The sequence below is a fragment of the Asanoa siamensis genome (genome assembly GCF_016862555.1).
GTDB classification, from domain to species: domain Bacteria; phylum Actinomycetota; class Actinomycetes; order Mycobacteriales; family Micromonosporaceae; genus Asanoa; species Asanoa siamensis.
This window is the reverse complement of the sequence record NZ_BONE01000172.1, coordinates 1-4,530: the sequence shown is the minus strand read 5'-3', so window position 1 is coordinate 4,530 and position 4,530 is coordinate 1. Positions and strand designations below refer to the sequence as shown.

Annotated in this window: 6 protein-coding genes; 3 read left to right on the top strand and 3 right to left on the bottom strand. The window is 68.7% G+C overall.

The features are described 5' to 3' along the window. Positions 1-384 precede the first annotated feature (384 nt). The gene (locus Asi02nite_RS40930) at positions 385-912 is read left to right on the top strand and encodes a hypothetical protein (protein ID WP_203719431.1); all 528 of its coding nucleotides are present in this window, start codon (positions 385-387) and stop codon (positions 910-912) included. Between the two features lie 4 nt (positions 913-916). On the opposite strand, the gene Asi02nite_RS40925 is transcribed toward Asi02nite_RS40930, so the two are convergent. Both Asi02nite_RS40925 and Asi02nite_RS40920 read right to left on the bottom strand, forming a co-directional pair. Further along, on the bottom strand, positions 917-1,459 hold the full coding sequence (locus tag Asi02nite_RS40925; RefSeq protein ID WP_203719430.1) for a hypothetical protein: 543 nt from the start codon (positions 1,457-1,459) through the stop codon (positions 917-919). Further along, entirely contained in the window at positions 1,443-1,910 is a 468-nt protein-coding gene (locus Asi02nite_RS40920) for a GNAT family N-acetyltransferase (RefSeq protein ID WP_239127724.1), read from the bottom strand. Before Asi02nite_RS40920 ends, Asi02nite_RS40925 begins: the two co-directional genes overlap by 17 nt. A gap of 64 nt (positions 1,911-1,974) precedes the next feature. Here Asi02nite_RS40920 and Asi02nite_RS40915 point away from each other — a divergent pair, with 64 nt between their 5' ends. After that, a complete protein-coding gene (locus Asi02nite_RS40915) occupies positions 1,975-2,553 on the top strand; it encodes a TetR/AcrR family transcriptional regulator (RefSeq protein ID WP_239127723.1) in 579 nt (192 codons plus the stop codon). Between the two features lie 6 nt (positions 2,554-2,559). Further along, entirely contained in the window at positions 2,560-3,690 is a 1,131-nt protein-coding gene (locus tag Asi02nite_RS40910) for an aldo/keto reductase (RefSeq protein ID WP_239127722.1), read from the top strand. A 32-nt stretch (positions 3,691-3,722) separates the two neighbouring features. Here Asi02nite_RS40910 and Asi02nite_RS40905 read toward each other — a convergent pair whose 3' ends face one another. Then, entirely contained in the window at positions 3,723-4,364 is a 642-nt protein-coding gene (locus tag Asi02nite_RS40905; RefSeq protein ID WP_203719428.1) for an HNH endonuclease family protein, read from the bottom strand. Positions 4,365-4,530 lie beyond the last annotated feature (166 nt).

Here is a 4,530-nt window from a genome sequence, read left to right as displayed (position 1 = left end):
CCTAGGACTCTCGGTTGGTTCGACGTAGCCTCCTGGAATATCCCAGTACGGCTTATAGGTCGGTCTGACAAGCATGATCTGTCCATACTCGTCTGTGAAGAAGGCACCCGCGGCGACCAACACTCGTGCAGCAGGCCCGCCGGGTGTGGTTTCGGGGTTCACGCTGGCGAATCTACGGCTGGTAGCGCGGTCAACGCGCTCCCCTCCTCGAACAGCCATGGCGCGTCGATGTCGGCCCGGCGATGAAGATGCCCTCCATCACGCAGGACGGGTCGGACTCCACATGCCGCCGGCGGCTCGGTTCGGGTCCAACGTAGGTAGACGCGCAGTCGTACCCTGATCGCGGCGAATGCCGAGCATGAGCATTCGTGAGGGATGGCCGCGATGTCTTCGCGGCGGTTGTATCGGTCGACCGGGATTCCCGTCATCACCGCGCTGATCGGCATCCTGGGCGGACTGGCGGTGGTGATCCTCTCCCATCCTGACCCTGTCGCGCGGACCGGTGCCGTGATCCTCATGGGCTTCGGGCTCACCTACGGATATCTCGCCGCGTTGGGTAACCACGTTCAGGTCAAGGACGGCGCCCTGATCGTCGTCAACCTCTACCGCGCGCACCGGATTCCGTTGCGGCGCTTCGTGGACCTTACGACGATGGACCACCTCGCCGTCTACGCCAACACCGTCGAGCAGGAGGCCGTCGAGATCCATGCGATGACCCAACTGCAGTCGACCTCCCCCGGAAGCGTACGGAGGAAGCTGAAACGGCTGCTGGTCATGCTCGAGGAGCATGCCGCACCACCCGCCGACGGGCCGGTCACCGTGCGTCTGCGGTGGGAGAGCGTGACCGTCATGGGTGTCGGGCTCCTGGCCTGGCTGGGCGGCATCCTCGTCTACGTCTTGGTCTACGCGTAAACCGCTAGACGCAGACCCAGCAGTACAGCCGGTGGTTGCGGTTCAAGGCATCCCCCGCCAGTCGCGCGAGTTCGTGCAGGAACGCCGCCAGCGTGGGCGCGTCGGCCTGGCCGCCGAACTCCTCCGTCGCCAACCACGGCACCGCGACCGCGGCCAGCCGATCAGGTGGTTGCGCGATCAGCGCCCGCTGCAGCTCGTCGTTGAGGGACAACACCAGGCGCTCGCCCTCGTCGCGGACGGCCACGACCAGGCCCGACCGCGGGCGCGCGAAGATGACGTCGGTGCTGACGCCCGTGAGCAGTTCCTCCAACGTACCCATCTGCACGACCGGGTCGATGCCCTTGACCGACAACACCTGTAGGCCGTGCTCGGACAGCCGCACGCGCGGTCGCAGCAAGCGGGTCAGGGCGTCGCGGTCGCCGGCGGCGATCGCCGCTCGCAACTCGGGTGAGACCGGCAGCGCCCCGCCCGGGCCACCGTCCAGGTCCACCGTCGCGGCGGCGTTCGCGTCCGATGCCGCCGCGAAATAGTCATAGAGGACTCCCATGCCGGCGATCATGCACCACGTACGCCGTCTTGATGTCCCCCGAGAAACCGCAGGCGCGGTAGAACGCGTGTGTGCCCGGGTCGCGCGAGCCCGTCATCAGCATCACCTTGTAGCAGCCCGCGTCCCAGGCGGCCCGCAACGTGCCGGCCATGATCTGCCGGCCGAGCCCGGTGCCGCGGTGCGCCGCGTCGACCACCACGTTCTCGACGACCGCGTAGGGCGCCGCCGATCGGGTCAGGTTCGGGATCACGTTCAGGTAGGTGGTCGCGACGACCGCGCCGGCCGCCTCGAGCACGAACAGGTGCAGCCCCGGCGACGCCAGGATCTGACGGAAGCGCGCCGGCGCGTCCTGGGAAGGGGGGTCCTGTGGATGCAACTGCCGGTAGAGCGCGAGGATCGCGTCGAGGTCGTCCAACCGGGCCGCGCGGAACATCCCCGCATCATCGGCCATCCGTACGCCATGGGGTAGCGATTAGAATGGACCTGTGAGTCCAAAAACCGGTACGGAGCGGACGTTGACCCGTAAGGGGGTCGCTACCCGGCAGCGGATCGTCGAGGGCGCCGCCGCCGAGATCAGGGAGCGGGGCATCGCCGAGACCACGCTCGACCACGTCCGTGCGCGCACCGGCACCAGCAAGAGCCAGCTTTTCCACTACTTCCCCGACGGGAAGGACCAGCTCCTGCTCATGGTCGCCCGCTACGAGGCCGATCGCGTGCTCACCGACCAGCAACCCCAGCTCGGCGACCTCACCTCCTGGCCGGCGTGGCAGGGCTGGCGCGACCGCGTCGTCGACCGCTACCTGACCCAGGGCATGGACTGCCCGCTCAGCGGCGTCATCGCCCAGCTCGGCCGGACCACCCCGGGCGCGGCCGCGGTCGTGTCGGAGCTGATGACCCGGTGGCGGTCCGAGATCGCCGCGGGCATCCGGCACATGCAGGAGATCGGCGAGGTCGACCCGGGACTCGACGCGGACCGCAGCGCCAAGGCGTTGCTCGCGGGCATCCAGGGCGGCGTCATGGTGATGCTCGCCACCGGCCGGATCGACCACCTCGAGGCCGCCCTCGACATGGGCATCGAAAGCCTGCGACGTTAACGCGGATTGGACTTGCGGGTCCAATTTTCGCGCGTCAGGTTGGGGCGCATGAACAACCACTACTACCTGTTGGGTCGCTCCGGGCTGCGGGTCAGCCGGATCGCGCTCGGCACGATGAACTTCGGCACCGGAGGCTTCCATGCCGCCTACGGAAAGACGGCGGCGGAGGCCGAGCCGATCTTCCGGCGGTACGTCGAGGCGGGCGGCAACCTCATCGACACCGCCGACTTCTACACCGCGGGCGAGAGCGAGACCATCCTCGGCAAGCTGATCGCCGCGCCGGGCGTACGCGATCGACTGGTGTTGACCAGCAAGTTCACCAACACCGTCGACCCGACCGACCCGAACGCCGGCGGCAACGGGCGCAAGCACATGATCCGGGCGGTCGAGGCGTCGTTGCGCCGGCTCGGCACGGACTACCTCGACCTGTATCTGCTGCACACGTGGGACCGGATCACGCCGGTCGAGGAGGTCGTGCATACCTTTGACGACCTCGTGCGCGCGGGAAAGGTTCGCTACGCGGGGCTTTCCGACGTCCCGGCCTGGTACGCGGCCCGCGCGCAGACCTTTGCCGAAGCCAACGCGCTGACGCCGATGGTCACCGTGCAGCTTCCGTACAACCTCGTGGCGCGGGACATCGAAGCCGAGTTTCCGGCAATGGCGCAGACGCTGGGAATTGGTCTGACCATTTGGAGCCCGATCGCCGGCGGCCTGCTGACCGGCAAGTACAAGCGCTCCGGCGACGGCCTGACCGGCGAGGGCCGCCTCCAGGCCGCCGGCGGCCAGCGCGCCGTCAGCGCACGCGAATGGCGCGTCATCGAGGAGCTCGAAAAGGTCGCCGCCGAGCTCGGCCGGCCGATGGCCCAGGTCGCGGTCAACTGGGTCGCCACCCAGCCCGCCGTCGGATCGGTCATCGTCGGCGCGAGCAGCCCGGCGCAACTCGACGGCAACCTGGCCGCGCTGGACTTCGAGATCCCGGCCGACGCCCGGAAACGGCTCGACGCCGCCAGCGCGCCCGCGCTCGGGATGCCGTACACGATGTTCACGCCGGCCTACCAGTCCTGGATCGTCAGCCCAGGCCTGGGGATCGGGGACAAGCCGGCCGGCTATGCCCCTCCACTGTGGAACGCGGCCTGACGGAAAGCCGCCAGGCCGCGGCCGGGAAGCGGTCAGGAGCTACAGGTGTTCAACGCCGACTGCAGCGCCGACTTCTCCGACGACTGCAGGCGCAGACCCCAGTAGTGCTTGCTCGCGATCCACATCTTCGCGTACGTGCAGCGGTAGGCGGTCCGGGACGGCTGCCACGTCGACGGGTCCTGGTCGCCCTTGGCCTGGTTGACGTTGTCGGTCACGGCGATGAGCTGCGGCCGGGACAGGTCGTTGGCGAAGGACTGGCGGCGGGCGGTCGTCCAGGAGTTCGCCCCGGACCGCCACGCCTCCGCCAGCGGCACGACGTGGTCGATGTCGACGTCGGCGGCGTTGCTCCAGGTGGCGCCGTCGTACGGGCTGTACCAGCTGCCCGACGTAGCCGCGCAGGAGCTGTTGACGACGACGTTGCTGCCGTCGCGGCGGAGCACCGTCTCACGGGTGTTGCAGGCGCCCGAGACAGTGACCCAGTGCGGGAAGAGGTCCCGCGAGTAGCCGCTGGTCGAGCCTTCCGCCTGCACGGTGAGGGCGTTGAGCTGCGACTGGGCGCCGGCCTTCGACGGGATGCCCGGCGGGGTCGCGTGGGCCGGCACGGCGGTCAGGGTGGCGACGGCGACCGCGCCGGCGATGGTCGCCGCGGCCACGGCGAGTCGGGATCGGAACATCAATGCCTCCAAGGGGGTACGGAGACATCGATCGTCATCGAGAACGGTGGCCGTGCGATAGAGGCCAGGTGACGGTTTCGCTAGGTTCTGTTTCGTATCTGGGGTCGAGGCGGAGTCCAGGTGTCGACCGGGCCCGCCGCAGCCCGGCTCCAGATACGAAACAGAA

Bases quoted from the DNA above. Each gene is read 5' to 3' on its own strand.
- Asi02nite_RS40930 (WP_203719431.1), top strand. From the start codon at position 385: ATGTCTTCGCGGCGGTTGTATCGGTCGACCGGGATTCCCGTCATCACC.
- Asi02nite_RS40925 (WP_203719430.1), bottom strand. From the start codon at position 1,459: ATGGGAGTCCTCTATGACTATTTCGCGGCGGCATCGGACGCGAACGCC.
- Asi02nite_RS40920 (WP_239127724.1), bottom strand. From the start codon at position 1,910: ATGGCCGATGATGCGGGGATGTTCCGCGCGGCCCGGTTGGACGACCTC.
- Asi02nite_RS40905 (WP_203719428.1), bottom strand. From the start codon at position 4,364: ATGTTCCGATCCCGACTCGCCGTGGCCGCGGCGACCATCGCCGGCGCG.